This window comes from Aurantiacibacter spongiae (assembly GCF_003815535.1).
In the GTDB taxonomy this organism is placed as follows: Bacteria; Pseudomonadota; Alphaproteobacteria; order Sphingomonadales; family Sphingomonadaceae; genus Alteraurantiacibacter; species Alteraurantiacibacter spongiae.
Window position 1 is genome coordinate 1493115 of sequence record NZ_RPFZ01000001.1, and the last position, 26660, is coordinate 1519774.

Sequence of the window (26660 nt, forward strand, 5' to 3'; positions counted from 1 at the left end):
GACCTAACGCTGCGCCAGCGCCTGTGCGCAGGCTGCGCGATCCACCGCCGCGCCGTCGCTCGCCCGTCTCGCCTCGACCCAGGTCGCAACCGGCTCCGCACCTTGCGATAACGGGTAGAGATAGACGTCGAGCACGCAGGCCTGCCCGGAAAACTGCAGCTTGCGCATGTCGCCTTCCGTCACGGTCAGCCGTGGTGGACCGAAACGGCGTCGAAGCGTAGCGGCGTTCTGCCGGACGATGGCTGACAGGCCGGGCACGTCGTTGATCTGCGGTGGGCGAAAACCGGTGCGCGGGCGCGGCGGCGGGGCAGTAGGAGGGATCTGCACGGTTTCGCGAGGGCGTTCGGGGGGCGCGGGGGCCTGTTGCGGCGAAGGAACGCAGGCGGCAACAAGCGCCGTGAGGACGATGGCGGGAAGAAAGCGCATGTCAGGTAAGTCTCGCCTTGCGATTGGTCCGATGCACCAGGTGGGTGGCGCAAGCCGCACCCAGCACGGGTGCAAGCAGATTGACGACGGGAACGGCAAGCAGGGCGGCAGTAACACCGCCCAGGCCGAAGCGCTGTCCGAGTCCGAGAGGAGCCGTGCTTCCATCCCTACGACGATGGCGAAGCCAGACCATGTCCTGCAGTTCGCGGCCAAGTACGACCGCGTTGACCAGCCAGAACAGGGCGGCCGTGCCGATCCCCGTGAACAGAAGCAACAGCGCGAACGGTGCAGCGATCAGGTTGATCGTCAGGGCACGAAGGGCAGAACCTATACCGTTTCCCAGCTGCTCTGCGAAAGAAGGTTCGCGCGCCATCGTCGCTTCGGCGGGATAATGTTTGCGCTCGATTGCCATAACGACTTCGTCCGCGAAGAACTGCATCACCGCCATCGCGACGACGCGCCAGGTCAGCCAGAGTCCGATCGCCGCGAGGACGAGAGCCAGCACCCCGCGCAGGCCCCCGGCCCCGGCGAACAGGATTTCGCCCACTCCGCCTGCCTCCAGCAAGCGGTCGATGGCGAACCAGGCCAGGGTGATGACGATCACGAAGATCACGATGGTGACAACAAGGCTTTTCAGCACGATACGCAGCACCGCGCCATCGAACATCTGGCCGAGCCCAAGTGCAAGCGAAGTCGCGAGCGATCCCATCGCCGGTTGCGATTGCGCGCCCTTTGCGCCAAGTCAACGCCGCCCGCGCGAGGCGGACCGCAATTCCCGACGAATCCCCAGCCCTCGAGGATCCTTAATGACCGAACCCCGCTACGACGTCATCGCTATCGGCAACGCCATCGTGGATGTCATGGCCCCCTGCGAGGATGCCGACATCGAACGGCTTGGCCTTGCGAGAGGTGGCATGTCGCTCATCGATACGGACGGCGCGCGTGACCTCTATGCGGCGATGGGCCCGGCGAAGGAGATTTCCGGCGGATCGGCGGCGAATACGCTCGCCGGCTGCGCGGCGTTGGGCCTGAAATGCCATTTCATCGGCCAGGTCGCGACGGACCAACTGGGCGATGTGTTCAGCCACGATATCCGGGCCGCCGGAATCGATTTCACGACTCCGGCACGCGAGGGGGAACCACCGACCGCGCGTTGCCTGATCTTCGTCACGCCCGATGGGGAACGGACGATGAACACTTTTCTCGGCGCCAGCCAGTTCCTGCCTGCCGAAGCGCTCGACGAAAAGGCGATTGCCGATGCGGCTATCCTCTATCTCGAAGGCTATCTGTGGGATCCCGAAGAACCGCGCAGCGCCATGCGCCGTGCGATCGAGGTCGCGCGCGGGGCCGGGCGAAAGGTGGCCTTCACCGCTTCGGAAAGCTTCGTGATCGACCGTCACGGCGATGATTTCCGGGCGCTTATCGACGATGGCCTGATCGACATATTGTTCGTCAACGAAAGCGAACTGGCGACGCTGACCGGCAAGGACGATTTTGAGGACGGCGTCGCTTCGCTGACCGATAAGCTGCCTGTTCTGGTGGCGACGCGCGGGGCCAAAGGCGCCGTCGCCGTTGCCGGGTCGGACCGGGCCGAAGTGGCAGCGGAACCGGTTGGCAAGGTCGTGGACACGACCGGCGCGGGCGACCTTTTCGCGGCTGGCTTCCTGTCCGGCCATGTCAGGGGTGAGCCGCTAGAAAGCTGTCTCAAGCGCGGGGCTGTCGCGGCGGCAGAGATCATCAGTCATTACGGTGCGAGGCCCGAAGCCGACCTCAAGGCGTTGATCGCGGATAAGGTAGACTGACCGATCCGGAAATCGAGGCTGCGCCGGTTTCTTTCGTCGCTATGTCTTTCCCTGCGGGGAAAAATCGCGAGGGACATCCGGCGAACGAAATGATGCGGCGTTTGTGGACGGAGCGACCTCCTGTTCCGGCGACAACACGAAAGGACGATTATGACGAGCGAGAGCGGCAAGCGGGCGCTGGTGACGGGCGTTACCGGGCAGGACGGCGCCTATCTGGCACATCTTCTCCTCGGAAAGGGATACGAGGTGCACGGCGTGAAGCGGCGTTCGTCGAGCTTCAACACCGGACGGATCGAGGACATCTACCAGGATCCGCATGTCGATAATCAGCGATTCCACCTGCATTATGGCGACCTGACGGATTCGACCAACCTCATCCGCATCGTGCAGGAGGTAAAGCCCGACGAGATCTACAATCTCGCCGCTCAGAGTCACGTGGCGGTCAGTTTCGAAACGCCCGAATACACGGCGAACGCGGATGCCATCGGTACGCTGCGGCTGCTGGAGGCCATTCGCATCTGCGGTCTGGAAAATTCGACCCGCTTCTATCAGGCTTCGACATCGGAATTGTACGGGCTGGTTCAGGAAGTCCCGCAGAGCGAGACCACGCCCTTCTATCCGCGAAGCCCCTATGCCGCGGCCAAGCTCTACGCCTACTGGATCACGGTCAATTACCGGGAGGCCTACGGGATGCACGCCTCCAATGGCATCCTGTTCAACCACGAAAGCCCCTTGCGCGGCGAAACCTTCGTCACACGCAAGATCACCCGCGCCGCCGCCGCCATCGCTCTCGGCCGGCAGGAAAGGCTGTATCTCGGCAATCTGGATGCGCAGCGCGACTGGGGGCATGCGCGTGAATATGTGCGCGGCATGTGGATGATGATGCAGCAGGACGTTCCCGACGATTACGTGCTCGCTACAGGTCAGACGACGCATGTTCGCGACTTCGTCCAGTGGGCGTTCGAGGATGCCGGCATCCCCGTCGTATTCCGCGGCGAAGGCCTCGACGAAAAGGCCTACGCGAAGGACGATGGCAGGGTGCTGGTGGAAGTCGATCCGCGTTACTTCCGCCCTACGGAGGTGGACCTGCTGATCGGTGATCCGAAGAAGGCCCGGGAAAAGCTGGGCTGGATGCACGAAACACCGGTACGCGATCTCGCGCGCGAAATGGTCGAGGCGGACATGAAGATCATGCAGGACGAGCCGATCGCGGGCGGCGACTGATGGCTTACGACCTTTCGCAAAAGCGCATCTATGTCGCGGGCCACAAGGGAATGGTCGGCTCCGCATTGGTGCGCAGGCTCGAACGGGAAAACTGCACGATCCTCGTCGCGGACCGGACGACCGACCTGCGCGAACAGGCTGCCGTGCGTGCCTGGTTCGCGGACAACCGGCCCGACGCGGTGATCGTCGCTGCGGCCAAGGTGGGCGGAATCCTCGCCAATGACAGTTACCCGGCTCAGTTCCTTTACGACAACCTCATGATCGAGGCGAACCTGATCGAGGCGGCCCGGCAGAATGCGGCGGAAAAGCTGCTCTTCCTCGGATCTTCCTGCATCTATCCCAAGCACGCTGCGCAACCGATCGAGGAAGACGCCCTGTTGACCGGTCCGCTGGAGCCGACAAACGAATGGTACGCCATTGCGAAGATCGCCGGTATCAAGCTGTGCCAGGCTTACCGGCGCGAATATGGCTGCGACTTCATCAGCGCGATGCCGACCAATCTCTATGGTCCGGGAGACAATTTCGATCTGGCCGGCAGCCATGTCCTGCCCGCGCTCATTCGCAAGGCTCACGAAGCGAAGGAAGCGAAGGCCGAGACAGTCGAGATCTGGGGCACTGGCACCCCTCGACGCGAGTTCCTGCACGTCGACGACCTTGCCGATGGCTGCGTCTTCCTGCTTCGGAACTACTCGGAAGAAGGCCATGTCAACCTGGGTTCGGGCAGGGATCTGCCCATCATCGACCTGGCCCGTATCGTGTGCGAGGTGGTCGGCTTCGAAGGCGAGATCGTGACCGATCCGACCAGGCCAGACGGCACGCCGCGCAAACTGATGAGCGGGCAGCTTATGGCGGAGATGGGCTGGCAGCCGACGATCGGTCTGCGCGAAGGAATCGCGGATGCCTACCGCGCCTTCCTGGCCGGAGAAGGCAAGCGCTGATCGGACTACCGGCGTTGTCCCGCGTCAGAAAGCCCGGTCATGAACAAGGACGCGTACGGTGGCGAACAGGATGAGAATATCCTGCCATATGCTCCACTGGCGCAGATATTCCAGATCGGCACCCAGACGCTCGGACAGGTCGCGTTCCGTGTCCGTGGCTCCCCTCAAGCCGCGAACCTGGGCGAGGCCGGTGATGCCCGGACGCAGGCTGTGGCGTTGCCAGTATTTGCGGTCCACCTGCCAGAACAGTTTCGATCCCGCCTGTGAACCCAAGGCGTGCGGACGGGGGCCGACAAGGCTCATATCGCCCAGCAGGACGTTGATGAGCTGGGGGAGTTCGTCGATGCTGGTGCGGCGCATGAAGCGCCCGATCCGGGTAATCCGTTCATCGTCCCGGGATGCCGAGCGTTCGCCATCCTCGTCCGCTTCGCGCATGGAACGAAACTTGTAGATGTCGAAGAAGCGGTTGCCCCGCCCCATCCGACGCTGCCGAAACAGGATGGGCCCGCCATCCTCCAGCTTGATAAGGACGGCGCACAAGGCCAGCAGAGGGGACAGAACTATGAGCGCGGGGATCGTCAACCCTAGGTCGAACAGCCGTTTCGTGCCCCGGGCGCGCATGCCCAGATGACCGATCGAGACACGCAGGGAGGACATTCCCGCGCCGTCATGATGTTCGACCCCCAGCGCCCCGATTTCGTAGGTGAGGCGGTCGACGATCTCGCCCTGTATGCCTGATCCCTTGAGCACTTCCGCCCAGGCATGGCGCGTTTCGCTCGGACAGCTCACGATAACGCGATCCATGTTGCGCAGGTATTTGGCGAGCCTGTCCAGCGCTACGGGATCGCCGACATCGGGTCTGAGAGCATGCTCGTGCGCGTCCACGTGATAGGCATGGTAAAGCCGGAAAGGGGGGCCGCCCGCGCCGATGACCAGCGTGTTGACCGCCGTCGGCCCCCATCGCGAGATCAGGAACCGGGCCAGTGCGATGCGGAAGACCACGAACAACACGCCCGTGGTGACGAACGCGACCAGGAATATAAGGCGTGAGAATTGCTCGTTCATCTTGGCAAAGAACGCGAGGAAGTTCAGCACGAAGCCGGAAACGACGAGGGCGAGGATCGCCTTTTTCGAAGCGCAGACCCAGTCGACGAGACACGAGCGCGAATAGCTTCCGTTGAACAGGGCGATCGTCAGGTAGATCGGAAGCAGCAGGTGGCCCGGAAGCAGACCGTCCTGCACCGCGGCGGCGCTGCCGGTCCCCCCGAGATAGATCAGGGCGCAGCCGGCGAAGGACGCGTTCAGAACCAGCATGTCCACGATCAGCATACCGATGTATGCCTGCAACCTGCGCCGCTCCAGCGAACGGGCCAGGCCGGCTTCCGGGGCGCGGGGGATACGCCGCTCCGGTCTTTCCCCCGCCCGGGCAAGCGGATAGATCAGCGCGTTGTCGGCCTCGCTCGGAGAACCGTCTCTGGATTGTACCAGATCGTCCATTTCCGACCTCAACCAGTCATGCCGAATTTATACGCAATATCCCTTAGCTGAGTTTTCAGGGAAATACGACCCCGTTTGTGCAATGCAGCAAACCGCTGGTCTCCGCGGGCGGACGGCTTGGCGTATCAGCTGATCGAAATGGCTAGCGGCGTGATGCCGCATACCGCGCAATCAGCGTCAATTCCCGGGCCAGCAGCAGTTCGGCCGACTGGCTGTTCGTCAGCAGGGAGCGATGCAGATCGGTCAGGCGCGGAACGAGCCGTTCCAGCTTCGCGCCGCTCCATCGATGCAACTGATTTCCGATCTCGTCGCGATCGCGAAAGAACACGCGTTCGCGCGCAAGAAATGCTGTCATCTCGTCGCCCGGGCCAAACCGCGCCGCCAGGCCCGCCAGTTGCGCGACCCGCCGTTCCAGAGCGAGCGCGACCCCGACAGGATTGAGCGAAACTTCGCGCATTCGCGCCAGTTGCGTCGTCAGCTGCCCCGTCTTTCCGCCGAGGGCCGCGTCGACGAGAGGCATGATACCATCTTCTTCCGTCTTCGCGCCGATTGCGTCGAGCGCCTCGCCGTCGGCCAGCCTTGGAGAATGAGGCGAGGCGTCGAGGTAGAGGGCAAGCTTCTCCACCTCCGAACGAGCCAGTCGCACGTCGAGGCTTGCTGCGCGGGCGATACGTTCGGCCAGGCCGCCGCTCAGTCGCAGACCGGCTGCGTCGGCCATGCTTCGCACTTGCGCCGTGACTTCGCCTGGCTCGGGGGGATAAAACACGGCCACCAGTGCGTCGTCGCGTTTCAGAAGCAGCTTCGCACTGCGCGACTTGTCGGTCGCCGAAGTGGCGACGATGACGACGGGCCAGGCGTTCGCGGCTTCGCCGCTATCGGCCATTTCGGCATATGTGCGGATGGCATCGTGGGCTTCCTCGCCATTGACCCGGACATATACGTGCCGGCTGTCGCCGAACAGCGAGGTCGAGCGCGCTTCGTCCAGCAGTCGTGCGGGATCGCCCTTCAACTCCTGACCAGACAGATCCACCCGTTCGCCCGGATCGGCGAACCCGGCGATGGTCCTGGCAGCCGCGGCGGAGGCGCCCGCTTCGTCCGGACCGCAGAAAAAGAACAGGCGGCACTTCGCCCCGGCACGACCTACTACCGCGGCATAGTCGCGCCGCGTCGCCTTCATCGCAGATCGCGCAGCGTGCGGGCCACGCGAACGGTGATCTGGTCGGCCAGTTCCTGAGCCAGGTTCTCCACCGCCGTCTGCTCTGCCGCGATTGTGGCGAATTCGGAATCCACCACGTCGATACCCGCGTCGGAACCTGCAGTGGCGTCGAGCACCACCCTGCCGCTGGCAATATCGACCAGCTGATAGCGCGCGCGCAGCGTCAGGCGCTCTCGGCCGATAGTCTCGTCGGTGAGCAGCCCCAGCCCCTCGAGCTGTTCGTCGAGGGAGACGTCGAGACGGTAGCGCGAGGGGGCCGATGCGCCGCGCTGGCCCAACCGGTCGGTCAGCGCGTTGCGGACTAGCCAGCCCTCCCGGCCCGGTATCGCCGGAACCTCCACCGCGGCCAGATTGCGCGCGACGAAGCCGTTTCCGCCGTCGCCATAGACTGGTTCGAGACCGCAGGCGGCGAGGGTCAGGAATGGGACGGCGAGGGTCAGAGCGAGGGCGGCAAGGCGCTTCATGTGACGATGTTCACCAGCCTCCCGGGCACGACGATGACCTTGCGAATGTCGGCGCCGGCGATCGAACGCTGGACCTTCTCGCTGGCGAGCGCAAGCGTCTCGAGCTCCTCTCTCGAGGCGTCGGTCGGCGCGGTCAGCGTGTCGCGCAGCTTGCCCTTGTGCTGCACCGCGATGGTGACCTCGTTCTCGACCAGCAGGTTCTCGTCCACCGCTGGCCATGCCTGCTGCGCGGCGAGGCCCGTGCCGCCGACCAGTTCCCAGCCGGATTCGGCGAGGTGCGGCATCATCGGGCCGATGAGTATCGCAAGGGTGCGGATCGCGTCGCTGCGGGTCGCGGACGGACCCGCTTTTTCCACGGCTCCCGTCAGTTCGTAGATCCTGGCGACGGCCTTGTTGAAGGCGAGCGCCTCGATATCCTCGCCCACCGAAACCACGGTGCGGGCGGCAAGCCTGGCGAGCGCGGTGTCCTCTCCCCCTGCGTCGGCATCGTACTGACCGAACAGTCGCCACAGGCGCTGGACGAAGCGGGCGCAGCCCTCGATCCCCGCCTCGGACCAGGGGAGATCGCGCTCGGGCGGGGAATCGGACAGCATGAACCAGCGCACGGCGTCGGCGCCGTAGTCGCGGATAATATCCTCGGGATCGACGACGTTCTTCTTCGACTTGGACATCTTGACGACGCGGCCGATCTCGACCTCGCCGCCATCCGCGATAAGCGTGGCGCGCTCCGCTTCGCGGCTGATTTCGGACGGAGCGTAATAGACGGTGCGTTCGCCCTCGCGCCGCGAATAGGTCTCGTGCGTCACCATGCCCTGCGTGAACAGGCTGGCGAAGGGTTCCTTCACCTCCAGCTTGCCGATGCTCGCCAGGGCGCGGGTCCAGAAGCGGGCGTAGAGCAGGTGCAGGATCGCGTGCTCGATGCCGCCGATATACTGGTCGACAGGCATCCATTTGGCGACCTCGTCCGCGTCGAAGGGCCGGTTGGCCGGCTGGCTCGCAAAGCGCAGGAAATACCAGGAGGAGTTGACGAAGGTATCGAGCGTGTCGGTTTCCCGCCGCGCCGGACCGCCGCAGTTCGGGCAGGTCGCCCGCTTCCAGGTGGGATGGCGTTCGAGCGGGTTGCCGGGAACGGAGAAGTCGACATCCTCCGGAAGCTTCACCGGCAAGTGATCCTTCGGGACCGGCACCACGCCGCAGTCCTCGCAGTGAAGGAAGGGTATGGGCGTACCCCAGTAACGCTGGCGCGAGACGCCCCAGTCGCGCAACCGCCAGACCGTGGTACCCTTTCCCCAGCCTTCCGCTTCGGCCCTGGCGATGACCGCTGCCTTGGCCGCTTCCACATCCATCCCGTCGAGGAAACGCGAGTTAACGATCACGCCGTCGCCCGCCTCGGCTTCGCCAGCGAAGGGCCTGGCCGCTTCCGCCTCGCTCGGGGCGACCACGCGGGGGATTGGAAGGCCGTACTTGCTGGCGAACTCGTAGTCGCGCTGATCGTGGCCCGGCACCGCCATGATCGCGCCGGTGCCGTAATCCATCAGCACGAAATTGGCGATATAGACCGGCAGCGGATCTCCGGTGAAGGGATGCGCGGCGGTCAGACTTGTATCGAAGCCCAGTTTTTCCGCCGTGTCGAGATCGGCCGCCTTGGTCCCGCCCTTCCTGCACAGCGCGATGAAGTCGCGTGCCGCCGCGCTATCTTCGGCGACCTTGTGCGCCACCGGATGATCGGCCGCCACCGCGACGAAGCTTGCCCCGAAGATCGTGTCCGGCCGCGTCGTGTAGACAGGTAGCGTGCCCCCGTCCGAAAGACCGAACGAGAATTCCAGTCCCTGCGACTTGCCGATCCAGTTTTCCTGCATCAGCCGCACCTTCTGCGGCCAGCCGTCGAGGTCGCCCAGTCCGGTCAGCAGATCATCCGCGAAATCGGTGATCTTCAGGAACCACTGATCGAGGCTGCGCTTTTCCACCTCGGCGCCGGAGCGCCAGCCCCTGCCGTCGATTACCTGTTCGTTGGCGAGCACGGTCATGTCGACCGGATCCCAGTTGACCTGCGCCTGCCGGCGATAGACCAGGCCCGCCTCGTAAAGGTCGATGAACAGCGCCTGCTCGTGGCCGTAATAGTCCGGATCGCAGGTAGCGAATTCGCGGCTCCAGTCGAGCGCGAAGCCCAGTTGTCTAAGCTGCCCTTTCATCGTGGCGATGTTGTCGTAGGTCCAGCCCGACGGGTGGACGCCCTTTTCCATCGCCGCGTTTTCCGCGGGCATGCCGAAGGCGTCCCAACCCATCGGGTGCAGCACCTCGAACCCTCGCATCCGCCGATAACGGGCCAGCACGTCGCCCATGGTGTAGTTGCGGACATGCCCGATATGGATGCGCCCGCTGGGATAGGGGAACATCTCCAGCACATAGCTCTTGGGCTTGTCGGACTGGCTGTCCGCCTCGAACAGGCGCGCCTCGTCCCACGCGCGTTGCCAGCGCCCGTCGGCGACGGACGGATCGAATCGATGGTCACTCATGACGGGCGCGCCTAGCGCGGATCAGCCGACGGCGGAACGCCTGAGGTCGCGCGCCTTGGTGAGAATGATGTCTTCCAGCCGCTGCACGGTGGCGGCCTGCACCGGCGCATCCACCCAGGTGCCGTTCTGGTTCACCTGCCGGCTGGCGGCGACGCGCAGCGCATCGGCGCGCAGATCGGCGTCGAGGATGTAGACCGACACCTTGACCCGCTCGTTCGGCTGCTGGGGTTGGGAATACCAGTCCGTCACCAGGACGCCGCCGGCGCTGTCGGCCTGCAACAGCGGCATGAAGGACAGCGTTTCCAGGCTGGCCCGCCAGAGATACGAATTCACGCCGATCTGGGTGGTCTGCGCCGCCGCGAGATCGGTACGCAGCCTTTCGTCGCTGCCGCCGCCGCACGCGGACAGGCCAGCCGCCGCCGCAACCAGCGCCAGCGTGGAGGCGGCCCGGCGAAGGCGGGGGGCGGTGCGGGCGAAGTCGGAAGCGAGAAAGATGGCCATGGCGGTCCTGCAATTAACGTGAATGCTGCGTCGCGCCTCTATAGCCGCGCTGGGCGGCGCGGCAAGGCGAAGCGAACGTGGGCCGCGAGATGCCCGCACGACCGGTGAACCGCCGCTGAATCGGAGCCGCGCCTGTGGGTTGAAGGCAACAGTCGCGAAAAACACCGGAGCGACGGCCCGACTCATGTGGAAAACCGTCTTCGAACCGCCTATCGTCCGGAACAGTTCATGGATTCGCGCGGACCGGGAACCCGGCCGTTCATCAGGAGTCCATGGGACAGGGGAGATCGAAGGATCATGGCTTTCACGCGCAAGGGACTGGCTGCCAAGGCGGCGCTCGGCATGTCCGCCGCGCTTGTCGCACTCGCCCTGCCCAGCGCCGGGTCTGCCGTGGGCCAGGTTGCCGGCGACACGATCGCCGTCGCGGCCACGAACCTGGTTTCCTTCACCCCCGCCTCCGCCGATCCGCGACTCGCCGCATTGGTCGCGAGCAAGGGCGACGGATCGGCGCGGATGATGCGCTTCACGCCTGCGGGCGCGGTAACCTCGGGTCCGAACCGCTCCGTCACGGTAGCCGTACGGGTGGACCGGCAGACCGCGCAGTCCATCGCCGCGGCGCGTTCCGCGCTTCCCGGGCAGACGCGTGCCGATGCGTCGGCCACCACCGCGCTTCGCGTTGCGCCGGTCCGCTACAATCTCGGCCTCGCTCGCGGCTATGGCAGCTTCGCGCAGGCGCCCGAACCTGTCGCTCCCGCTGCGTCCCGGATTCCCGGTTCGCTGGCGAACGCGAACATTCCCGACCTGTCCGAATTCACGCCCCGGGCCGGTGTGCGCGAGGAACCGAGCCGCTTTGCCGCCCGTGTTGCGCTGGAGGAAGGACGCAGTCCGACCCGCGCCCGCATCACCCCGCCGCGCGAGGAAGCGCTCGCCGACCAGATGCTCGACGTCAACGGCAGCTATCGCCTGACGCGCAACCTTGATATCACCGCCGGCGTGCGGTACGAGCAGGATCGCGATATCGCTCCCCTCCCCGATCTGGAGCAGCAGGACAGTCAGGCGGTCTATATCGGAACGCAGTTCCGCTTCTGATTGTCCGGTGCGATTGCAAGACGAACCCCGCTTCGGCGGGGTTTTTCTTTGCGGGACCGTCTGGCCCGCTTAAACATTGTCAAATCGACAGCAGAACATTCCGGGAGAGTTTCATGGCACGAGTAGCAGTCGTTACGGGCGGCACGCGCGGCATCGGTCGCGCCATCTGCGAATCCCTTCGCGAAGAGGGTTTCACCGTCGTCGCGAATTACGCCGGCAACGAGGAGAAGGCGCGCGCCTTTACCGACGAAACGGGGATCGCCGCCTACAAGTTCGACGTGGGCAGCTTCGAGGATGCCCAGGCCGGTTGCCAGAAGATCGCGGACGAGGTCGGCCCGATCGACGTGCTGGTCAACAATGCCGGCATCACCCGCGACGGCACGCTGGCCAAGATGAGCCAGGAGGACTGGGACGACGTGATGCGCGTCAATCTCGGGGGGTGCTTCAACATGGCCAAGGCCTGCTTCGACCACATGAAATCCCAGAAATGGGGCCGGATCGTCAATATCGGCTCGATCAATGGGCAGGCGGGGCAGTACGGCCAGGTCAATTACGCCGCCGCCAAGAGCGGCATTCACGGCTTCACCAAGGCGCTGGCGCAGGAAGGCGCGCGCTACGGCATCACCGTGAATGCCATCGCGCCCGGCTACATCGATACCGACATGGTCGCGGCGGTGCCGGATACGGTCCTGGAGAAGATCGTCGCGCAGATCCCGGTCGGCCGGCTTGGACGGGCCGAGGAAATCGCGCGGGGTGTGCGCTTCCTCGCGTCGGAGGACGGCGCCTTCATCACCGGCTCCACCCTGTCGATCAATGGCGGACAGCACATGTACTGACGGGCGGCCGGTGGACGAGATCTATCATCCGCCGGTCAAGCGGTCGATCGAGATCGCCGGGCACAAGACCTCGGTCAGCCTCGAACCGCTGTTCTGGGATCTGCTGCGCCGCGAAGCCGACCGCGCCGACCTGCCCCTCAACGCGCTGGTCGCGCGGATCGATGCCGAACGCATAGCGGTGGCGAACCCGCCGGGGCTCGCCACCGCGATACGTTTATGGCTGGCGTCCCGCCTCACCGAAAGCGAGGGCCGGACGCTGCCGGAGAAGGATCAGTAATTGGCGGGCGGATCGCTGGCGGGGAAGGTCTCGTCCAGTTCCTCGTCCGTTTCGGTCCATTTGCGATTCGGTTCGTCTGCCATCGCGCCGGGACCGGAATCGCGCACCTGGTGGCGGTTTGGCCCACCGGCCTGCCCCTTAGCGAAGGCCTCGTTCTGCGACGCGTAGTTTTTCTCGTAATACTTGTATCCGGCATAGCCGAGCGCTCCGAGAGCGGCGAGTCTTAGCAAAGCCATGATGGCCTCCTTTCCTTTGCCCACTCAACGCGCGGCTATCGCAAAGGTTCTTTGGTAGAGTGACGAATTCATACTGATTGATATGGTTGACCGCGCCGGCCCGAACACCCAAACCCGCGCGCATGAGCACGCAAAAACCCATCCGCAAGGCCGTCTTCCCCGTGGCGGGGCTGGGCACCCGGTTTCTTCCGGCGACCAAGGCCATCCCCAAGGAATTGCTGCCGATCGTCGACCGTCCGCTGATCCAGTATGCGGTTGACGAGGCGCGGGAGGCGGGGATCGAACAGATGATCTTCGTCACCGGGCGCGGGAAGACCGCCATCGTCGAGCATTTTGACATCGCCTACGAACTCGAAACGACGATGGAGGAGCGGGGCAAGGATCTCGCCGTGCTCGATCCGACACGGGCGACGCCCGGCGACATCATCACCGTGCGCCAGCAGGTGCCGCTGGGGCTGGGCCACGCGATCTGGTGCGCGCGGGCCATCGTCGGTGACGAACCGTTCGCGATCATGCTGCCCGACGAGCTGATGGTCGGCGAACCGGGTTGCATGAAACAGATGGTCGATGCTTACGAGGCGGTCGGCGGCAACCTCATCTCGGTGCTGGAAGTCCCGCATGACGAGGTTTCGAGCTATGGGGTGATCGATCCGGGCGAGGCGGACGGCGCGCTGACCGAGGTTCGCGGGCTGGTGGAAAAGCCGCCGGCCGACGAAGCCCCGTCGAACAAGATCATCTCCGGTCGCTACATCCTCCAGCCGGAGGTCATGCGAACGCTGGAAACGCAGGGCAAGGGCGCGGGCGGGGAAATCCAGCTGACCGATGCGATGGCGCGAATGATCGGCACCCAGCCGTTCCATGCGGTGACGTTCGCCGGCAATCGCTACGATTGCGGCAGCAAGACCGGCTTTGTCGAAGCGACGCTGGCGCTGGCTCTCGAACGGGCGGACATGGGTAGCGAGATACGCGAAATCGCGCAGCGTCTGCTACGCGATTAGGCGGCGACCCGAGTTACCGGGTTCTGAAGCGATGATGCTTATTCGGGACCGCCGCGTCCGGCAGACGCGTCGTCGGTCGTATCGAGATGAGCGGTCATGTAGGGGATCGGATTGACCGGCTCCCCGTCGACGCGGACTTCATAATGCAGGTGCGGTCCGGTGGAGCGACCGGTCGAGCCGATATAACCAATCAGGTCGCCCTTGTTCACGTGCTGCCCGGCGCTGACCGTGTAGCCGGACAAGTGCGCGTAGCGCGTTTCCATGTCACCGCCATGCTCGATCTGGACGTAATTGCCGTAGGAACCGAAATACTGCGCCTTGCCGACCATGCCATCGGCCGTCGCGAAGACCGGCGTACCGCTGGCGGCGGCAAGGTCCACGCCATTGTGGCGAGCGCGGCGGCGCAGGATCGGGTGATCGCGCATGCCGTAGCCGCTGGTCAGCTGCACGCCGTCCACCGGCATGCGCGACGGGATGGCGAGGCTGGCGCGCGGGGCGGCGATGATCTCACCCGTATTGGTGACGCGGCCGCCTTCTTCCAGGTCTTCCCAACTGGCGAACAGTTCGGTGAATTCGGCGCTGTCGTCCGCGGGATTGGCCGTGACCGATCCGGTATCGATAACGCCGGTCGGCGCGTTTTCCTTCGCGGTTGCCGGTGCGGAGATGGCGGCGATGGCGGCAACAGCCGCGAGTGTCGTGATCTTGACGTGCATACGATCCCTTTTGTCTTTTGCCGGGCGCCGGAGCGCCCCCGTCAGATCCGGCAAAAGACGTGTCACCGCCGATGCCCGATATTTTCTCAAGAGATGGTCGGAACCCCCCGCCCGTCTCGTGCATTCACTGATTATGCTGGACTTCGTTAACGAGGCAACAGCGGTTCCCGACATCCACGACCAGTTGCAGCGACGATGCGTTGAAGCGATCAACCGCGTGCGAAAACGCCCCTTCCCGCCTGGTTGAGCGGTTAATTTTGACTGAAATTCCACGCTGTTGACCAGAGGTGCGCAACATCGGACGAAATGACTTCGCGGATCGTTCAACCGAGTTGGTATGACCGTAAAACCCGCGAAAACGCGGCGCCGCCTGCCCGGGCGCGAGCGCTTTCAAGGTGATTCGCCGGACTTACAGGTCGCGCGCAGCGGCGAGAACGTCGGCGGCGTGTCCCTTTACCTTTACCTTGCGCCAGACGCGGGCGATGATGCCGTTCGCGTCGATCAGGTAGGTCGTGCGCTCCATTCCCATGTACTTGCGCCCGTACATGGCCTTTTCGACCCAGATGCCAAGCGCTTCGGCAAGACCGTCGCCCGCATCGCTATCCGTCGCGAGGGGCACCGCGAGATCGTGCTTGGCTGCGAACTTCTCGTGCTTCGCCTGCGGATCCTTGCTGATCCCCAACAGGGCCGTATCGGCCCGGGCGAAATCATCCTTGAGCGCGGAAAAGTCCTTGTTCTCCGTCGTGCAGCCGGGCGTATCGTCCTTGGGATAGAAGAACAGGGCGAGCTTTTGTCCGCGAAAGTCCGAAGGCCGTATCTCTGTGCCCCCCGGCCCTTGCATCGCCACGTCGGGAATCGCGTCGGACTGGTCGGGACGGGTAATCATGTGTCGGTCTCCAGGGTTTCGCCGAAATGCTCGGCCCATTGCTCGGCAATACACTGCCGCGCCTCGGCGATCGCCTGCAAGAGCGCGTCGTAATTGGCGTGCCCGCATGCGCGCGCCAGAACGGTGCGCGTTTCGGCGGGCGGTTCCGATCCATCGGGGGAGAAAAGTCTCGCCGCGACGAGGTACCGGATCAACGCAAGATGGCGCTCCGCATAGCCGGGCGGCAGCAACCCCGCCGCGGCCAGTTCAGCGATCGCCTTTTCGATCGCTGGGTCGAACCCGATCCGTTCGCGCAATTGCAGGTAATGCACGAGAAATTCGCTGTCGATCAGGCCGCCGCGCATCAGTTTCACATCGAGCGGCCCGCGCGGTGGCTTGGCGGAAAGCATGTCGCGCCGCATCGCCAGCACGTCGGACTTCAGGCGATCCGGGTCGCGCTGCCGATCGAGCACTGCCGCAATCGACCTCTCGAGACTGCGCCGTGCTGAGGCCGAACCGAAGATCGGTCGCGCGCGGGTCAGCGCCATGTGTTCCCAGGTCCAGGCGTCCTCGCGCTGATAGCGTTCGAAGGATTCGAAGCTGACCGCCAGCGGCCCCTGCTTGCCCTGCGGACGCAGGCGCGTGTCGATCTCGTAGAGCGCCCCTTCGGCGGTCGGAACGCTAAGGGCGGCACTGACGCGTTTGGCGAGCCGGTTGTAATAGAGCGTAGCCGAGAGGGGGCGGGGGCCATCAGATTCGATCCCTATCTCGCGCTCGAAGAGGTAGATGATGTCGAGGTCGGAGGCATGGGTCAGCGCTCCGCCGCCGAGCCGCCCCAGCCCGAGGATCGCCAGCTCGCTTTCCGGTATCGAGCCGTGCGTCTCGACGAACTGGGCGGTGGCTGCCTCCGCGCCGGTTTGCACCGCGGCTTCGGCGACCCGGCACAGACCCTCCGCGATGGCGAGCGGATCGTGGCGGCACTCGATCAGTTGCGCGCCCAGCGCGAAGCGCTCCTCGCCCACCACCTGGCGGATCCGCCCGAGCCGCATTTCGTAATCTTCGCTTTCGCTTCGGGCCATGCGCCCGGCCAGCGTCGGAACGCTTTCCGGCAATTCGCTGGCCGCTGGGTCGATCAGCGCGTCGAGCAGCTCGGGTCTGCGGGCCAGTTCGTCCGCGAGCGGCCGCGCAAGGGTGATTATCGCGAGCACGCGATCGAGCAGGCCGGGACGCTGCTCGAACAGGCGGAACAGGTTTATCGCGCTCGGCAACCTGGTCAGCAGCGTCTCCCACCGGGCAAGCGCGTGGTAGGGATCGGGAGCCTGCGCCAGCGCCTCCAGCAGATCCGGCCGGATATCGTCGAATGCCCGGCGGGCCTCCACCGAACGCAGCGAGCGCAGCGTGACGCGCCAGCTTTCCACCCGCGTCGCGAAGCGCTCGGCGAAGTCTTCGGGCACCTGGACCTGCCGCGTACTCTCTTGCGCATCATCGCCGAGCAGATCGTCGTACAGCGCCGCGACCGGACCGGTAATCGCGCGCAGTTCCTCGAGCAGCGCCGCCCCGTCGCCAAGACCGTGCAGCCGTGCGACGGTGTCGATCGCCTCTATCTTTTCGGGAATGGCGTGCGTCTGCCGGTCGTCCACCATCTGCAGGCGATGCTCGATCACCCGCAACCGGTCGTAGCTTTCGCCCAGCAACCGGGCTGTCCGCGAAGAGACTATCTCCGCCGCGGCCAGCGCGTCGAGCGCGTCGCGCGTCCCCCGGCAGCGCAGGGCGGGGTCGCGCCCGCCATAGATCAGCTGGTTGGTCTGCGCGTAGAATTCGATTTCGCGAATGCCGCCGCGTCCGCGTTTCACGTCGAAGCCGGGGCCGGGTTCGCGCGGGCCGTCATAGGCGCGCCGGATGCGCTTCGTCAGGCGGCGAATTTCCTCGATGGCGGTGAAGTCGAGGCTGCGACGCCAGACGAACGGGCGTATGTCCTCGAGGAAGCGTTCGCCGGCGGCGGTGTCCCCGGCGGCCGCCCGCGCCCGGATATAGGCCGCCCGTTCCCAGGCGAGAGCGCTGCTTTCGTAATGCTGGATCGCACCGAGGACCGGAATGGCGAGCGGGCTGACCTCGCTCGCGGGGCGCAGGCGCAGATCGACGCGCAGGACATATCCCTCGCCCGTATGTTTCGACAGCAGTTCGACCAGGTGGCGCGCATAGCGCTGCGCCGCCCCGCCAGGTTCGTCGCGTTCGCGCCGCGGCAGCGTATCGGGATCGTAGAGAAGGATGGGGTCGATGTCGGAGCTGTAATTGAGCTCGCCCGCTCCCTGCTTGCCGAGGGCGATGGCGAGAAAGCCGCTGGTTCCGGCATCCTCGACACGCCGCCGCACGCTGGCGAGCATCGCGGCGTCGAGCGCGTGGTCGGCGAAGCGCGTCAGTTCCGTCATCACGCGATCGAGGTCGAACGCGCCCGCCAGGTCGCCAACGCCCAGGACGAGCGCGAGGGACAGCCGCTGCTGGCGCAGGGCCGTCCCCGTATCGGTCGCCTCGCCCAACCCGGCGCGGGCGGTGGTCAGCGCTTCCTCGCCCTTTCCTTCCGCCAACAGCTCGGCCAGGTCCGGCCGGCGGCCGAGCGCGAGGCGCAGGAAAGGCGAATTCGCCCGCGCCCGTTCGAGCGCCGATTGCCAGTCAGCCGACATGTGCGCCCGTCTGCCCGCGCGGGCGCGACGCGGCAAGGGCCACCCTCGACACGCGCTCCACAACTTGGCAGGGAGATGCCGACCGAACCGATCGAGGGACGCTTCCGCATGCTCAAGAAAATCGCCTCCCTGGCGCTCCTGCCGCTGGCCGCCTGCACCACCATGCAGGACATGAGCGGCCCGCCGCCGCAACTTTCCGAAACGACGATGAAGGAGGTCACGCGCACGCTGTCCTCCGACGCGTTCGAGGGGCGCGAGCCGGGCACGCCGGGGGAGGAGCGCACGCTCGAGTATCTGGTGCAGCGTTTCGAGGCTGCCGGGCTGCAGCCGGGGAACGGTGGCAGCTGGTTCCAGGACGTCCCGCTGGTCGAGATCACCGGGGAGGATTTCGCCCCGCTCATGGTTCGTGCCGCCGACGGGCAGACCGAAAGCTTCGCCTATGGCGACGACTGGGTCGGCGTGACCTACCGCGAAACAGACCGCGTCGCCCTCGACAATGCCGACCTGGTGTTCGTGGGTTACGGCATCGAGGCGCCGGAACGCGGCTGGAGCGATTACAAGGGCGTCGACATGAACGGCAAGATTGCCGTCATTCTCGTCAACGATCCCGATTACGAGAGCGAGACGCTGGACGGCCCCTTCAACGGCCGGGCGATGACCTATTACGGGCGCTGGACCTACAAGTTCGAGGAAGCCGCGCGGCAGGGTGCGGCAGGCGCGCTCATCATTCACGATACCTTCCCCGCCGCCTATGGCTGGAACGTCGTCGAATCGAGCTGGTCCGGCCCGCAGGCCTACGCGCAGCGGGCGAACGGCGGGTCCGACCAGACGATGATGAACGGCTGGATGCAGATGGACATGGCGCAGGCGATCATGCGCATGGCGGGTCAAAACCTCGATACGCTGTCAGCCGCGGCAAAGCGCAGCGACTTTCGCCCCGTCCCGCTGAACGTGTCGGCGAGCACCAGTTTCGCCAACGCGATCCGGCGCTTCGCCTCGAAGAACGTCATCGGCGTGCTGCCCGGCACCGCGCGCCCCGACGAATACGTCCTGACCACGGCGCATTGGGATCACCTGGGCCACTGCACGCCGAACGAGGCGGGGGACGACATCTGCAACGGCGCGATCGACAACGCGACCGGCACCGCCGCGCTGGTCGCTCTCGCCGAAGCGCAGGCCCGCGCCGGGGCGACCGATCGCAGCCAGTTGTTCCTGGCGGTGACGGCGGAGGAATCGGGGCTGCTGGGCAGCGAATACTATGCCGCGAACCCGATCTATCCGTTGTCGCAGACCGTGGGCGGGGTAAATATCGACGCGATCTTTCCGATGGGGCCGGCGCGCGACATCACCGTCATCGGTGGCGGCAAGAGCGAACTGGACGCCTATCTCGCCACCGCGCTGGAACAGGTGGGCCGCACGCAGACACCCGATCCTAGTCCGCAGGCCGGGTATTACTACCGATCCGACCATTTCAGCCTCGCCAAGCGGGGCGTGCCGATGTTCTATCTCGATCCGGGGCAGGATTTGCTCGAGGGCGGGCGCGAAGCGGGCAAGGCGTTCGCCGATGCCTACACCGAAAACGCCTATCACGGGCCGGACGACGAGTACGATCCCGACTGGGACTGGAGCGGGGTGATGCAGGATCTGGCGCTGTATTATCGCCTCGAGCGCGAACTGGGCGATTCGACGGACTGGCCCAACTGGTATCCGAACGACGAATTCCGCCACGTGCGAGACGAAAGCTGCGCCGCCGGCGCGGGCTGCTGAGCGCGCGGTCGATGACGAGACGCATGCCCGCCGAATGGGCGGAGCAGGACTGGATCTGGATCGGCTTTCCCGCCCATGCGGACCTGTGGGAGGACAATCTCGTCCCTGCGCAGGAACAGATTGCCGCCTTCGCCAACGCGGTCGCCGAAACCGGGCAGTCCGTCCGTCTGGTCGTGCGCGATGCCGCGACCGAGATGCGTGCGCGCGATCTCGTGTCCGGCGCGGTGTCGTTCGAACGGCATCCCTACGGCGACATCTGGTTGCGCGATACCGGTCCGGTCACGGTCCTGACTGGTAGCGGCTGCCTGGCGCAGCGGTTCGGTTTCAACGGCTGGGGCGAGAAGTTCGTGATGGAGGGCGATCGGGACACGGGGGCCGCGCTCGCCGCATCCGCGGGCCTCGATCATCCAAAGGCGGACTGGATCCTGGAGGGCGGCGCGATCGAGACGGACGGCACCGGCCTTGCCGTCACGACCGGACAATGCCTGCTCAATCCCAATCGCAATCCGTCGCTGTCGAAGGAGGAGATCGGCGCGCGGCTCGAACGCGATCTCGGATTCGGGCGCATCCTGTGGCTGGGCAACGGACTCGCAGGCGATCATACCGATGGCCATGTCGACAATCTTGCGAGGTTCGTTTCCGAAGGGGTTCTGGCGGTGCCGCGGGCGACCGCGAGCGACGATCCGAACCGGGCCGTCTATGACGATGCCCGTGCCCGCGCACAGGCTTTCGGACTGACGGTGCGCGACGTGCCTTCGCCGGGCTGGATGGGCGAAGGCGACGAGGTCGAGCCGGCGAGCTACATGAATTTCGCCGTGACCAACGACTTGGTCGTGGTGCCCACCTATGGCAGCGCGCATGATGATGAGGCGGTGGCGACCATTGGCGACCTGTTTCCCGGGCGTGCCGCCATTGGCCTTCGCGCCGACGCGGTTCTGACCGGCGGGGGTAGCTTCCATTGCGCGAGTTGCCATGTGCCGAAGGGGCCGGCTTAACACTTTCTTAGCAATTGTGGCGCGATAGGGGTGGGATGACCCGCGCCCTCGCCCTGACCCGCTCCCTGTCGGCCAATGGCCTCGAATATGCGCGCGTGGCCATCGTTTCCGCCTGTGCGGCCACTCTCATCGCCGCCGGGCAGGCGCTGCCTTTCTAGGCGAGCAGCTTTCCCAGCGCGCCCAGGGCCGCCACGCCCAGCACAATGGCGACCGCCGTCTGCCACTGTGTGCGGGTCACGCGCCCGAACGCCCGGTGGCCCAGCAGGTCGCCAAGGAGCACCGCGGGAAATAGCGCGCCGGCCAGCGCCGCGTCGCGCCAGCCGCCGGTGCCGGTAGCGACGAACAGGAGCGCGGACAGGGGCGTCACCACCAGGAAAATCGCCATCATGCTGGCGCGCGCCGCCTTCGGTTCGAGCCGGCCGCGCAGGTAGAACGGGGCCATCCCCGGCCCCGGCATACCGGCAAATCCGCCGAAGAAACCGGTCAACATGCCAGACATCGCGGTGGCCGGCAGGCGCGGAACGGCGACCCGGCCAAGCGGCACGACCACCAGCACGAAGGCGCCGAGCGACACCAGCGCGATCAGCAGGCGGGCCCAGTCTGCCGGCAGGGTTGTCAGCCCCCACAGACCGAGGGGCGTCGCCAGCAGCGCGAGCGAGGCCATGGGCACGGCGGAGCGCTCCGCATCCCGGCGGATGCGGCCGACATCGGTCAGGCCGATGAGGAACAGCGAGACCAGTCCGATCAGCACCGCGCGGCGCGGATCGATGGCAAGCTGCAACACGGGAACGAGCACGACCGAAAGGCCGAACCCCGCCAGCCCGCGCACGAAGCCCGCGGCGAGCGCGGCGAGCGCGGCGACGAAGACTGCTTCTGCCGGAAAGCCGAACATGACCGGTGCGCTAGACCAGCTTCACCAGGGCGGCCAGCGCCGCGCCCGCGAGCGTCACACCGACGAAGATGCGCCACGTTCGGTCCCCGACCCTGCCGGAGACACGATTGCCCAGCCAGTTGCCCGCGAGAACCGCGGGGAACAGCAGCAGTCCGAGCACGGCCGTATGCCCTGTCAGCAGGCCCATCGCCGTGCCCGAAACCAGACCGGTCGCCGACGCGGCGGTGAAGATGAGCATCATCGACGCCTTCGCCGTTTCGCGGGGCATGTCGCGGCCGACGTAATAGGGAATGACGGGCGGCCCGGGCATTCCGGCATAGCCGGTCAGCAGACCGCTCGCGATGCCCACCCCGCCCGTCGTCAGATGACCTGGCGCGGCGGTGGCGCGCCGCGGCAGCAGTACCGCGAGAAATGCGGCCAGGGCGATGGCGGCGATCAGCAGGCGGGCCAGTTGCGGGCTGGTGAGACTGAGCGCCAACAGACCCGCGGGCGTCGCCAGCACGACGAGCGCGATGATCGTCCGCGCCGATCGCTCCGCATTGCGGACGAGCCGCCGTATTTCCGACAGGCCGATCAGCAGCGACAGGACGTTGGCGACAAGCACCGCCTCCACCGGCGTCAGCACCAGCGCCAGCACCGGCACCAGCAGGATCGCCATGCCGAACCCGGTCAATCCGCGCACGAAGGCGCTGCCCAGCGCGGCGAGGAGGGCGAATGCGATCTGGATCGCGGCGAATTCGCCGGTCAGGTCCATTCAGGCACTAGTCGATATCGGGCCGGGCGGACGGATTGCTGCCGTCGGCCGTTCTAGCCGCGCAGGTCCGGCGGGGTGGCTTCCCCGCCCAGCAGCGCGACCGCGTCATCGAGCGGCAGGACGCGCTGCTCCTTCTCGCCCAGCGTGCGCAGGGCTACGGTGCCTTCCTCCGCTTCCCTTTTGCCGACCACCAGCATGTGCGGCACCTTGGCGAGGCTGTGTTCGCGGACCTTGTAATTGATCTTCTCGTTGCGAAGGTCGCTTTCGGACCGGATGCCGGCTGCCGCCAGCTTCGCCGTGACTTCGTTCGCGTAGCCATCCGCGTCGGACACGATCGTCGCCACCACCGCCTGCACCGGCGCCAGCCAGGCGGGCAGGCGACCGGCATAGTGCTCTATCAGGATGCCGATGAAGCGTTCGTAGCTGCCGAAGATCGCCCGGTGCAGCATCACCGGGCGGTGCTTCTCGCCATCCTCCCCGACATAGGTCGCATCTAGCCTGTCGGGCAGGACGCGGTCGCCCTGGATCGTGCCGACCTGCCAGGTGCGGCCGATGGCGTCGGTCAGGTGCCATTCCAGCTTGGGCGCGTAGAACGCGCCTTCGCCGGGCAGTTCCTCCCATCCGTATTCGTCGTTATCCATGCCCGCCTCGGCCACGGCATCGCGCAGTTCCTGCTCGGCCTTGTCCCAGTCCGCATCGCTGCCGAAGCGCTGTTCGGGGCGGGTGGCGAGCTTGACGTGATAGGTGAAGCCGAAATCGCGATAGACGCTGTCGGCCAACTCGCAGAACTTGCGGACCTCTTCGACCACCTGGCTTTCGGTGCAGAAGATATGTGCGTCGTCCTGCGTGAACTGGCGCACCCGCATCAGCCCGTGAAGCGCGCCGTGCGGTTCGTTGCGGTGGCAACAGCCCATCTCGCCCAGCCGGACCGGCAGGTCGCGATAGGACGTGATGCCCTGTTTGAAGACGAGCACATGCGCCGGGCAGTTCATCGGCTTTATCGCCATCCAGTCGGCGTCGGGCGCGACCTTCGGAGTGGCGCCCGCGCCATTCTCGTCCACGTCGGGCACGATATCGGGGACAGCGAACATGTTCTGCGCATACTTGCCCCAGTGGCCCGATTGTTCCCACTGGCGGATGTCCATCATCTGCGGCGTCTTGATCTCGCGATAGCCACCGCCATCCATCTTGCGCCGCATATAGGCTTCGAGCTCGCGCCAGATGCGATAGCCCTTGGGGTGCCAGAAGACGCTGCCGTGCGCCTCTTCCTGCAAATGGAACAGGTCCATCTCGCGGCCCAGCTTGCGGTGATCGCGCTTGGCCGCCTCCTCCAGGCGCGTAAGATGCGCGTTCAGCTGCTTCTTGTTGAGCCAGCCGGTGCCGTAGATGCGCGTCAGCTGCGCGTTCTTCTGATCGCCCCGCCAGTAGGCGCCCGCCACCCGCATCAGCTTGAAGGCCTGCGGATCGAGCCTGCCGGTGCTCGGCAGGTGAGGGCCGCGGCACATGTCGAGCCAGCTGTCCTTCTCTCCCGGCCTGCCGGAGTGATAGACGGTCAGATCCTCGTCCTCCGGCAGATCGGCGGCCCATTCGGCCTTGAACGTCTCGCCCTCGGCACGCCATTTCTCGATCAGCCTTTCGCGCGACCAGACCTCGCGGATCAGCGGCTTGTCGGCCTTGATGATCTCGCGCATCTTCTCCTCGATGGCGGGCAGGTCGTCCATGCTGAACGGGGCGCGGTCTTCCGGCGCCTTCACGTCGTAGTAGAAGCCGTCATCCGTAGCGGGACCGAAGGTGATCTGCGTGCCCGGCCACAGCGCCTGCACCGCCTCCGCCAGCACGTGCGCGTAATCGTGGCGCACCAGTTCGAGCGCGTCGGCCTCGTCCTTCGCGGTGATGAGGGCGAGATCGGCATCGCCCTCGAACGGGCGGTTGAGGTCGCGCACCTCGCCATTCACGCGCGCGGCGAGCGCGGCCTTGGCAAGACCCGGACCGATGGCGGCGGCGACGTCTGCCGGGGTGGAGCCGGGCTCCATGGCGCGCTTCGTTCCGTCGGGAAGGCTGATCTGGACGAGTTCGGTCATGGCGCAGCAGGTAATGGGCAATTCGCGTCAGGCCAAGGGCGAAGCGCACTTGCGGGCCCGGTGTCGCGTCCCAACCTTGTGCCAGATGACAGCAGTTCACCATTACGAACACGACGGCAGACGCATTGCCTTTCGCCATTCTGCCGGCAGCGGCCCGGCGCTGGTGTTCCTGCCCGGCTACATGTCCGACATGGAGGGCGGCAAGGCGACCGCACTGTTCGACTGGTGTGCCGCCCAAGGGCGCGAGGCGCTGTTGCTCGACTATTCGGGTTGCGGACAGAGCGAGGGCGACTTCGCCGACGGATCGCTGTCCCGCTGGCGGGACGAGGTTCTGGCACTGATCGCGGCAAAGGTCGAAAACCGGGTGCTGCTCGTCGGCTCGAGCATGGGCGGCTGGCTCATGCTGCTGGTCGCCGGCGGGCTGGGCGATCGGCTTCATGCGATGGTCGGGATCGCCGCCGCGCCGGATTTCTCCGAATGGGGTTACGAGGATGCGCTCAAGCGTCATCTCGCGAATGGCGAGACGGTGTTCGAGGACAATCCCTACGGTCCCGATCCGACGCCCACCCACCCCGCCTTCTGGCAGGACGCGCAAGGTCTGCTCCTGCTCGACAGGAGTATCGACCTCGTGTGTCCGGTGCGCCTGCTCCACGGGCAGGACGATGGCGACGTCCCTCCCGAAATCTCCCTGCGGCTGGCGGACGCGCTGACGAGCCAGGACGTGCAGGTCACGCTGGTCAAGGCAGGCGACCATCGTCTCTCGCGCGATACCGACATCAGCCTCCTCATCCGCACGGTGGCTTCGCTATGACCGATCTCGCCGAATTGAAGCTCAGTGTCCTCGACCTCGTGCCGGTGCGGCAGGGCAGCGGCGTATACGAAGCCATCGCCGAGGCCGGCAAGCTGGCGCGGGGGGCCGAGGAGGCGGGCTATCACCGCTTCTGGGTCGCTGAACACCATGCCACCGAAGGCATCGCCGGTGGAGCGACCTCGGTCGTGCTGGCGCATGTCGGCCACGTCACGAACGCGATCCGCATCGGCTCGGGCGGGATCATGCTGCCCAATCACAACCCGTTCGTCATCGCCGAGCAATTCGGCGCGCTCGATGCCCTGTTTCCCGGCCGCGTGGATCTGGGCCTGGGGCGCGCGCCTGGTTCCGCGCCGATCATCGGCCAGGCCCTGCGCAAGGATCTGCACCGGGCGGCCGAGAGCTTCCCCAACGACGTGGTCGAACTGCGCGCGTTGCTGACGGGTGAGCCGAAGCTGCCAATCACCGCGACCCCGGGCCTGGGGGCGAAGGTGGAGATGTGGATGCTCGGCTCGAGCCTGTTCGGCGCCCAGCTCGCCGCCCAGCTTGGGCTGCCCTACGCCTTTGCCAGCCATTTCGCCCCGCGCCATCTGGACGAGGCGCTGGCCACCTACCGCGCGCAATTCCGCCCCTCGGCCAACCTCGAACGGCCGCACGTGATGGCGGCGATGAGCGTGATGGCTGCCGATACCGACGAGGAGGCGCGCTATCTGGCTAGCAGCCAGGAGCAATCCTTCGTCGCACTGCGGTCCGGGAACCCGGGCAAGCTGCCGCCGCCGGTCGCCAATTACCGGGAAGGTCTCGATCCCCAGGCGCGCCACATGCTCGAAAGCATGGACGTGGCACGCGCCGTGGGATCGCCCGCGACGGTGCGCGAACGCATCGCTAGGTTCGCCGACCGGACCCGGGCCGACGAGATCGTGGTAGCGGGCGCGACCTACGACCCTTCGGCACGCCGGGCATCGCTCGCGTTGACGATGGAAGCGTTGCGCGGATGAACAGGTTTCATCTGAAACATTTTGCTGCACGGGCTGTCGCGGATCGCTAGGGACGGGCGGGAACCATGCGCAAGGGCACTCGCTGG

General features: G+C 65.9%; 26 protein-coding genes. 12 read left to right on the forward strand and 14 right to left on the reverse strand.

The window, feature by feature from the left end; translation table 11 throughout:
- Positions 1-3: 3 nt before the first annotated feature.
- Both EG799_RS07300 and EG799_RS07305 read right to left on the reverse strand, forming a co-directional pair.
- Complete coding sequence (locus EG799_RS07300) at positions 4-426, reverse strand: hypothetical protein (protein WP_123879893.1); 423 nt, start codon at positions 424-426, stop codon at positions 4-6.
- Between the two features lies 1 nt (position 427).
- Positions 428-1135, reverse strand: a complete 708-nt coding sequence (locus tag EG799_RS07305; protein WP_123879895.1) for an EI24 domain-containing protein — start codon at positions 1133-1135, stop codon at positions 428-430.
- Positions 1136-1232: 97 nt separating this feature from the next.
- Here EG799_RS07305 and EG799_RS07310 point away from each other — a divergent pair, with 97 nt between their 5' ends.
- From EG799_RS07310 to fcl, 3 genes are all read left to right on the forward strand, one after another.
- Complete coding sequence (locus EG799_RS07310; protein ID WP_123879897.1) at positions 1233-2228, forward strand: adenosine kinase; 996 nt, start codon at positions 1233-1235, stop codon at positions 2226-2228.
- A gap of 150 nt (positions 2229-2378) precedes the next feature.
- Positions 2379-3452, forward strand: a complete 1074-nt coding sequence (gmd, locus tag EG799_RS07315) for a GDP-mannose 4,6-dehydratase (RefSeq protein WP_123879899.1) — start codon at positions 2379-2381, stop codon at positions 3450-3452.
- Positions 3452-4390 (forward strand): GDP-L-fucose synthase, encoded by a 939-nt coding sequence (fcl, locus tag EG799_RS07320; RefSeq protein ID WP_123879901.1) that lies wholly within the window; start codon positions 3452-3454, stop codon positions 4388-4390. Before gmd ends, fcl begins: the two co-directional genes overlap by 1 nt.
- Before the next feature lie 24 nt (positions 4391-4414).
- Here the strand turns inward: fcl and EG799_RS07325 are convergent, their stop codons facing one another.
- The 5 genes from EG799_RS07325 to EG799_RS07345 form a co-directional block, all read right to left on the reverse strand.
- Positions 4415-5887 carry a sugar transferase gene (locus tag EG799_RS07325; RefSeq protein ID WP_123879903.1) on the reverse strand — a complete coding sequence of 491 codons (1473 nt, stop codon included), beginning with the start codon at positions 5885-5887 and terminating at the stop codon, positions 4415-4417.
- A 142-nt stretch (positions 5888-6029) separates the two neighbouring features.
- Positions 6030-7064, reverse strand: coding sequence for a DNA polymerase III subunit delta (gene holA, locus EG799_RS07330; RefSeq protein ID WP_123879904.1), 1035 nt, complete (start codon positions 7062-7064; stop codon positions 6030-6032).
- Positions 7061-7567: an LPS assembly lipoprotein LptE gene (gene lptE / locus EG799_RS07335; protein WP_123879906.1), complete on the reverse strand. Its 507-nt coding sequence runs from the start codon at positions 7565-7567 to the stop codon at positions 7061-7063. The genes holA and lptE overlap by 4 nt, the downstream gene beginning before the upstream one ends.
- Positions 7564-10083, reverse strand: coding sequence for a leucine--tRNA ligase (gene leuS, locus EG799_RS07340; RefSeq protein WP_123879908.1), 2520 nt, complete (start codon positions 10081-10083; stop codon positions 7564-7566). Before leuS ends, lptE begins: the two co-directional genes overlap by 4 nt.
- Positions 10084-10104: 21 nt before the next feature.
- On the reverse strand, positions 10105-10584 hold the full coding sequence (locus tag EG799_RS07345; protein ID WP_123879910.1) for a DUF3576 domain-containing protein: 480 nt from the start codon (positions 10582-10584) through the stop codon (positions 10105-10107).
- A 297-nt stretch (positions 10585-10881) separates the two neighbouring features.
- Here EG799_RS07345 and EG799_RS07350 point away from each other — a divergent pair, with 297 nt between their 5' ends.
- The 3 genes from EG799_RS07350 (at position 10882) to EG799_RS07360 (ending at position 12786) form a co-directional block, all read left to right on the forward strand.
- On the forward strand, positions 10882-11673 hold the full coding sequence (locus tag EG799_RS07350; protein ID WP_123879912.1) for a hypothetical protein: 792 nt from the start codon (positions 10882-10884) through the stop codon (positions 11671-11673).
- A gap of 113 nt (positions 11674-11786) precedes the next feature.
- Entirely contained in the window at positions 11787-12509 is a 723-nt protein-coding gene (gene phbB / locus EG799_RS07355; RefSeq protein ID WP_123879914.1) for an acetoacetyl-CoA reductase, read from the forward strand.
- A complete protein-coding gene (locus tag EG799_RS07360) occupies positions 12487-12786 on the forward strand; it encodes a ribbon-helix-helix domain-containing protein (RefSeq protein ID WP_123879916.1) in 300 nt (99 codons plus the stop codon). The genes phbB and EG799_RS07360 overlap by 23 nt, the downstream gene beginning before the upstream one ends.
- Here the strand turns inward: EG799_RS07360 and EG799_RS07365 are convergent.
- The gene (locus EG799_RS07365; protein ID WP_123879918.1) at positions 12780-13022 is read right to left on the reverse strand and encodes a hypothetical protein; all 243 of its coding nucleotides are present in this window, start codon (positions 13020-13022) and stop codon (positions 12780-12782) included. The genes EG799_RS07360 and EG799_RS07365 overlap by 7 nt on opposite strands.
- A gap of 122 nt (positions 13023-13144) precedes the next feature.
- Between EG799_RS07365 and galU the strand changes: the two genes are divergently transcribed.
- Positions 13145-14020: a UTP--glucose-1-phosphate uridylyltransferase GalU gene (galU, locus tag EG799_RS07370; protein ID WP_123879920.1), complete on the forward strand. Its 876-nt coding sequence runs from the start codon at positions 13145-13147 to the stop codon at positions 14018-14020.
- Between the two features lie 38 nt (positions 14021-14058).
- Here galU and EG799_RS07375 read toward each other — a convergent pair whose 3' ends face one another.
- From EG799_RS07375 to glnE, 3 genes are all read right to left on the reverse strand, one after another.
- Positions 14059-14733: a M23 family metallopeptidase gene (locus EG799_RS07375; protein ID WP_123879922.1), complete on the reverse strand. Its 675-nt coding sequence runs from the start codon at positions 14731-14733 to the stop codon at positions 14059-14061.
- Positions 14734-15142: 409 nt separating this feature from the next.
- The gene (locus EG799_RS07380; protein ID WP_123879924.1) at positions 15143-15619 is read right to left on the reverse strand and encodes a peroxiredoxin; all 477 of its coding nucleotides are present in this window, start codon (positions 15617-15619) and stop codon (positions 15143-15145) included.
- Positions 15616-18279 (reverse strand): bifunctional [glutamate--ammonia ligase]-adenylyl-L-tyrosine phosphorylase/[glutamate--ammonia-ligase] adenylyltransferase, encoded by a 2664-nt coding sequence (glnE, locus tag EG799_RS07385; RefSeq protein ID WP_123879926.1) that lies wholly within the window; start codon positions 18277-18279, stop codon positions 15616-15618. Before glnE ends, EG799_RS07380 begins: the two co-directional genes overlap by 4 nt.
- A gap of 162 nt (positions 18280-18441) precedes the next feature.
- On the opposite strand from glnE, the gene EG799_RS07390 reads away from it, so the two are divergent.
- Genes EG799_RS07390 through EG799_RS14275 form a run of 3 tightly spaced genes read left to right on the forward strand, consistent with a single transcriptional unit; the run spans position 18442 to position 21199 of the window.
- Positions 18442-20046, forward strand: coding sequence for a M28 family metallopeptidase (locus tag EG799_RS07390; protein ID WP_234029187.1), 1605 nt, complete (start codon positions 18442-18444; stop codon positions 20044-20046).
- Between the two features lie 11 nt (positions 20047-20057).
- Complete coding sequence (locus tag EG799_RS07395; RefSeq protein WP_123879930.1) at positions 20058-21041, forward strand: agmatine deiminase family protein; 984 nt, start codon at positions 20058-20060, stop codon at positions 21039-21041.
- A 35-nt stretch (positions 21042-21076) separates the two neighbouring features.
- On the forward strand, positions 21077-21199 hold the full coding sequence (locus tag EG799_RS14275; RefSeq protein WP_267900629.1) for a hypothetical protein: 123 nt from the start codon (positions 21077-21079) through the stop codon (positions 21197-21199).
- Here the strand turns inward: EG799_RS14275 and EG799_RS07400 are convergent.
- The 3 genes from EG799_RS07400 to thrS are packed head-to-tail and all read right to left on the reverse strand — an operon-like array spanning position 21196 to position 24768.
- Positions 21196-21933: a sulfite exporter TauE/SafE family protein gene (locus tag EG799_RS07400; protein WP_123879932.1), complete on the reverse strand. Its 738-nt coding sequence runs from the start codon at positions 21931-21933 to the stop codon at positions 21196-21198. The genes EG799_RS14275 and EG799_RS07400 overlap by 4 nt on opposite strands.
- 10 nt (positions 21934-21943) lie before the next feature.
- Positions 21944-22687, reverse strand: coding sequence for a sulfite exporter TauE/SafE family protein (locus EG799_RS07405; protein WP_123879934.1), 744 nt, complete (start codon positions 22685-22687; stop codon positions 21944-21946).
- A 53-nt stretch (positions 22688-22740) separates the two neighbouring features.
- On the reverse strand, positions 22741-24768 hold the full coding sequence (gene thrS / locus EG799_RS07410) for a threonine--tRNA ligase (protein ID WP_123879936.1): 2028 nt from the start codon (positions 24766-24768) through the stop codon (positions 22741-22743).
- 85 nt (positions 24769-24853) lie between these two features.
- On the opposite strand from thrS, the gene EG799_RS07415 reads away from it, so the two are divergent.
- Both EG799_RS07415 and EG799_RS07420 read left to right on the forward strand, forming a co-directional pair.
- Positions 24854-25579 carry an alpha/beta fold hydrolase gene (locus EG799_RS07415; RefSeq protein WP_123879938.1) on the forward strand — a complete coding sequence of 242 codons (726 nt, stop codon included), beginning with the start codon at positions 24854-24856 and terminating at the stop codon, positions 25577-25579.
- Positions 25576-26574, forward strand: coding sequence for an LLM class flavin-dependent oxidoreductase (locus EG799_RS07420; RefSeq protein WP_181950880.1), 999 nt, complete (start codon positions 25576-25578; stop codon positions 26572-26574). Before EG799_RS07415 ends, EG799_RS07420 begins: the two co-directional genes overlap by 4 nt.
- Positions 26575-26660: the final 86 nt, after the last annotated feature.